Raw genomic sequence first — 5,088 nt, 5'->3', positions numbered from 1 at the left:
GCCCCCGGCCCCCCCCCGCCGCGCGCGCCCCGGCGGCGGCGCCCCCCCCCCCCGCGCCCGTGCCCTCGGGGTGTCGGCCGGGAGGGAGGGCTGCCGCGTTGCGCGGGCCGTTAGTGCGGCGACGGGGAGGCCGTTGCCGTGCCCGTCGGATGTGGCGAGGAGCTCGTCGCTGTGCCCGAGGGGGACGGGGTGCTCGTCGGTGGGTCGGAGGGCGACGGGGACGCGGTGGGTGCCGCCGTGGGCGAGGTGGTGGTGGAACCGCTGGGCGCCGGTGTCGCCGGAGTCGAGGAGGGTGTCGACGACGGTGACGGATCGGCCGGGGAGGAGGCGGAGCCGCCACGGTTGTGCGGCCCGCCCTCCAGGGTGACCACCGCCTGGGAGGGCGGCAGCGCGATCCGGGCGGTCCAGTGGGTCGTCGGCGCCTGGTCCTCGTCCACGGTGACGATCACGGTGATCCGTTGGCCGGGCGCCAGGGTGCCGGCGTCGCGGCTGAGCCGGAGCCAGCCGGCGTCCGTCACCGCGTGCCAACGGATCTCCGTGGCGCCGGAGTTGGTGAGGGTGAGGATGGTCCGGCTGCCGTACTCGCCGGCCTCGACGGTGAGCAGCCCGGCCGGGGCCGGCTCGCCGGTGCCCGTCGTGGAGGCCTGGTCGGCAGCCGGGGCCGGTGCGGCGACCAGGGTCGGGCTGCTGAGCGGGGTCGCGCCGTGGGCCGGGACCGGGATGGCCGCGCCCTGGAAGGTGAGCCGCGGAAAACCGGGAGGCAACGTTTCTGCATCGCTTCCGCGGGCACCGCCCGCGACCATCCCGGGCCCGGCTCCCGCCAGCTCCATCCCGGGCATGCCGGGCGCACCCGCCCCAGCCGGGCCGTCCACCGCGGGCCGGGGCCGCTGCCCGGTCGGCTGCCCGGCCGCGTCCACCCGTACCGCCGACACCGAGGCCGCCGACCCCGACCCGACACCGCCCCGGTGCCCGGCCCAGAGCGCGATCACCGGCGCCGCCAGTACGGCCGCCAGCACACCGGTGGTCACCACCCGCCGACGCACCGCCAACCCGCGCCCCGCGTCCGGCGCCCGGTGCCGGGGGAAGCCGCTCTGGTCGAACCGCAGCCCCGGCTCCGCGCCCCGAGCACCCGCTACCCGAGGACCCACAGCCCGAGCAGCCGCCGCCGGAGCGGCCGCCCCGCCGGTGACCGCGACGTCCCCGAGGAGGTCCGCCGGAGCCCGCAGCAGCGCCAACCCGGACAGCCCCGCCGCCCCCGCCGTACCCTCCGCCGCCTCGCCCGCGGCCACCCGTTCCGCCGTCCCCCGGCAGGTCGGGCAGTCCACCACGTGCTGCACCAGCTCCCGGCGCAGCGCCGGACCGAGTACCCAGTCCCGCCAGGACTCCGCCCCGGCCCCGCCGAGCCGGTCCAGTTCCGGGCAGCTGCCCACGCCGAGCACCAGCAGCGCCGCCCTGGTCCGGGCGACCTCGGCCTCGGCCCCGGCCAGCAGCGCGCGGGTCCGTTCGAACGGCTGGCCCAGTACGGCCGCCACCTCCAGCGGGGTCAGCCGGTGCCGGACGGAGAGTTCCAGCGCCTCGCGCTGTTCCGGGTCGGTGCCGGCGGCCTCGGGCCAGGCGAGCGAGGAGAGCTCGCGCCGCCGTCGGGCCGCCTCGGCCTCACCGGGCTCGGCCGGGGCGGTCCGCCCGGCCTCGGCACCGGTCGGACCCGGGGCGTCGCCGGCGAGCCGGCGCAGACAGCAGTACCGGGCGAGGGAGAACAGCCAGGCGCGCAGCAGCCCGGGCTCGGCCAGCCGGGCGCCGTGCCGCCGCGCCAGCTCGCGGACCTCGCGCAGGGCGTCGGCGGCCGCGTCATGCTCGCAGAGCACCGAGAGGCAGTAGGTGAACAGGCCGTCCACCTGCCGGTCGTACGCCGCGAGCACGGCGGGGGTCCGCACCCCGGCCGACCCGGCGGACCCGCCGGACCCGCCAGACCCGGCAGGTCTACCCGACCTGCCCGGCCTGACCGATCGGGTCGACCGGGTAGGCCCGTCCGGCCCCACAGTTCTCGTCGTCACCCGTCCGACGGTAGAGAACGCGGACGGCTGACCCCGGCCATTCGCCGCGTATGTACTTCTTTCGGGTAACAACATCGCCCATCTGTGTGGACGCGCGGCCGGCCCGCCCGCGGACCCTGGTCGCCGGCCCCGACCCGGCCCCGCCTGCGGACCGCCGTTGTCGGACCCGGACGCTACGGTGGGCGGCATGCCTCCGCGTTCCAAGACCACCGCCAAGCCCCGCCCGGCGTACCGCTGCACCGAGTGCGGCAACCAGCTGCCCAAGTGGGTCGGCCGCTGCCCGGAGTGCAACGCCTGGGGCACGGTCGAGGAGTACGGCGCGGTACCGATCCGCACCACGGCCGCCGGCCCGGTCAGCGCGCCCGCCCGCCCGATCGCCCAGGTGGACGGCCAGGTCGCGACGGCCCGTTCGACGGGCGTGCCGGAGCTGGACCGGGTGCTCGGCGGCGGCCTGGTGCCCGGCGCGGTGGTGCTGCTGGCCGGCGAGCCCGGCGTCGGCAAGTCCACCCTGCTGCTGGACGTCGCCGCCAAGGCGGCCACCGCGCAGCACCGCACGCTCTACGTCACCGGCGAGGAGTCGGCCGGCCAGGTCCGGCTGCGCGCGGACCGGATCAACGCCCTCTCCGAGCACCTCTACCTTGCCGCCGAGCAGGATCTCGGCGCGGTGCTCGGGCACATCGAGGCGGTCAACCCCGGCCTGCTGATCCTGGACTCGGTGCAGACCATCGCCTCCGCCGAGCTGGACGGCGCCCCCGGCGGCCCGGCCCAGGTCCGCGAGGTGGCGGGCGCGCTGATCCGGGCGTCCAAGGAGCGCGGCATGGCCACCCTGCTGGTCGGCCACGTCACCAAGGACGGCCAGATCGCCGGTCCGCGCCTGCTGGAGCACCTGGTGGACGTGGTGCTGAGCTTCGAGGGCGACCGGCACGCCCGGCTGCGGCTGATCCGCGGGGTCAAGAACCGCTACGGCGCCACCGACGAGGTCGGTTGCTTCGAGCTGCACGACGAGGGCATCGTCGGCCTGGCCGACCCGTCCGGCCTCTTCCTGACCAGGCGTGACAAGCCCGTCCCGGGCACCTGCCTCACCGTCACCCTGGAGGGCAAGCGCCCGCTGGTGGCCGAGGTGCAGGCACTGATGGTGGATTCGCAGATCCCCTCCCCGCGGCGCACCACCTCGGGTCTGGAGTCCCCCCGGATCGCGATGATCCTGGCCGTGGTCGAGCGGCACGGCGGGGTGAAGCTCGGCAAGCAGGACATCTACACCGCGACGGTCGGCGGGGTGAAGCTGACCGAGCCCTCCGCGGACCTCGCGGTGGCGCTCGCGGTGGCCAGCTCCTCCACCGACACCCCGCTGCCCAGCAACCTGGTGGCGATCGGCGAGGTCGGCCTGGCGGGCGAGGTACGGCGGGTGACGGGTGTGCAGCGGCGGCTCGCCGAGGCGCACCGGCTGGGCTTCACCCACGCCCTGGTCCCGCCGGACCCGGGCAAGGTGCCGCCGGGCATGAAGGTGGTCGAGGTGGCCGACATCGGCGAGGCGCTGCGGGCCATCCCGGGCCGCCGCCGTTCGGCCGCCAAGCCGCGCACCGAGCCGCGCGGTGAGGCACCGTCGGCGCCGCCGTCCCCGCGCTCCGCCCGGGCCGCGGACCGCCCGGCGGCGTACCCCGAGGAGCTGATGGACGGCTGGGAGCCGCTCGACTCCGACGAACTGCGCTGACCCAAGCCCTGCCGAGGCCACACACAGTTAGACTTTCCCCAGTCTCATTGGCCAGAAGGCAGTACCGAGCGGTACTGAGCGACAGAGCAACAGACCGCGGACCGGCGCACGGCGTGAGGCGCGCGGCACGGGTCGACCGGAGGAGTCACGTGGCAGCCAGCGACCGGGGGGCGGACAAGGCCTCCCGCGAGGAGGCCCTGCTGCGGGCCTCCCTCACCGCCATCGCGCCCGGTACCGCGCTTCGTGACGGCCTGGAGCGGGTCCTGCGGGCCAACACCGGCGGTCTGATCGTGCTGGGCTTCGACCGGACCGTCGAGTCCCTGTGCACCGGCGGCTTCGTCCTGGACGTCGAGTTCAGCGCCACCCGGCTGCGCGAGCTGTGCAAGCTGGACGGCGCGGTGGTGCTCGACAAGGACATCACCAAGATCGTCCGGGCCGGCGTGCACCTGATGCCGGACTCGACCATCCCGACCGACGAGACCGGCACCCGCCACCGCACCGCCGAGCGGGTCAACCGGCAGACGGGCTACCCGGTGGTCGCGGTCTCGCACTCGATGCGGCTGATCGCGATGTACGTCAACGGCACCCGCCGGGTGCTGGAGGACTCCACCACCGTCCTGTCCCGCGCCAACCAGGCGCTGGCCACCCTGGAGCGCTACAAGCTGCGCCTGGACGAGGTGGCCGGAACGCTCTCCGCGCTGGAGATCGAGGACCTGGTGACGGTCCGGGACGTCACCGCCGTGGCCCAGCGCCTGGAGATGGTCCGGCTGATCGCCACCGAGATCGCCGGCTACGTGCTGGAGCTCGGCATCGACGGCCGACTGCTCTCGCTCCAGCTGGACGAGCTGATCGCGGGCGTGGAGCCGGAGCGCGAGCTGGTCGCCCGGGACTACTTCCCGGAGCGGGCCGCCAAGAAGGGCCGGACGGTCACCGAGGTGCTGGCCGACCTGGAGGCGCTCACCCACGCCGAGCTGCTGGACCTCCAGACCGTCGCCAAGGCGCTCGGCTACTCGGGCTCGCCGGAGTCGCTGGACTCGGCCGTCTCGCCGCGCGGCTACCGCCTGCTGGCGAAGATCCCGCGCCTGCCCAACACGGTCATAGAGCGCCTGGTCGAGCACTTCGGCGGCCTCCAGAAGCTGCTCGCCGCGAGCATCGACGACCTGCAGACCGTCGAGGGCGTCGGCGAGACCCGTGCCCGCTCGGTCCGCGAGGGCCTGTCCCGCCTTGCCGAATCGTCCATCCTGGAGCGCTACGTCTGACCGGACGCGCCACCGTACGGACACCCGAACACCGCGACGGCCCCCGGGGGAACCTCCCCGGGGG

3 protein-coding genes are annotated in these 5,088 nt (G+C 75.6%); 2 read left to right on the top strand and 1 reads right to left on the bottom strand.

Annotation, left to right across the window (positions count from 1 at the left end):
• Positions 1-110 precede the first annotated feature (110 nt).
• The gene (locus tag ACFU7Z_RS35955; protein ID WP_380782218.1) at positions 111-1,934 is read right to left on the bottom strand and encodes a sigma-70 family RNA polymerase sigma factor; all 1,824 of its coding nucleotides are present in this window, start codon (positions 1,932-1,934) and stop codon (positions 111-113) included.
• A 307-nt stretch (positions 1,935-2,241) separates the two neighbouring features.
• On the opposite strand from ACFU7Z_RS35955, the gene radA reads away from it, so the two are divergent.
• On the top strand, positions 2,242-3,765 hold the full coding sequence (gene radA / locus ACFU7Z_RS35950; protein ID WP_375877325.1) for a DNA repair protein RadA: 1,524 nt from the start codon (positions 2,242-2,244) through the stop codon (positions 3,763-3,765).
• A 200-nt stretch (positions 3,766-3,965) separates the two neighbouring features.
• Positions 3,966-5,024, top strand: a complete 1,059-nt coding sequence (gene disA, locus ACFU7Z_RS35945; protein WP_049659060.1) for a DNA integrity scanning diadenylate cyclase DisA — start codon at positions 3,966-3,968, stop codon at positions 5,022-5,024.
• The last annotated feature ends 64 nt before the right edge of the window (positions 5,025-5,088 follow it).

Origin of the sequence: Kitasatospora sp. NPDC057518 (assembly GCF_042802075.1) — a bacterium.
Classification (GTDB): domain Bacteria; phylum Actinomycetota; class Actinomycetes; order Streptomycetales; family Streptomycetaceae; genus Kitasatospora.
This window is presented reverse-complemented; position numbering and strand designations above follow the sequence as displayed.

Coding starts and splice junctions, on each gene's coding strand:
- radA (WP_375877325.1), top strand. CDS start 2,242: ATGCCTCCGCGTTCCAAGACCACCGCCAAGCCCCGCCCGGCGTACCGC.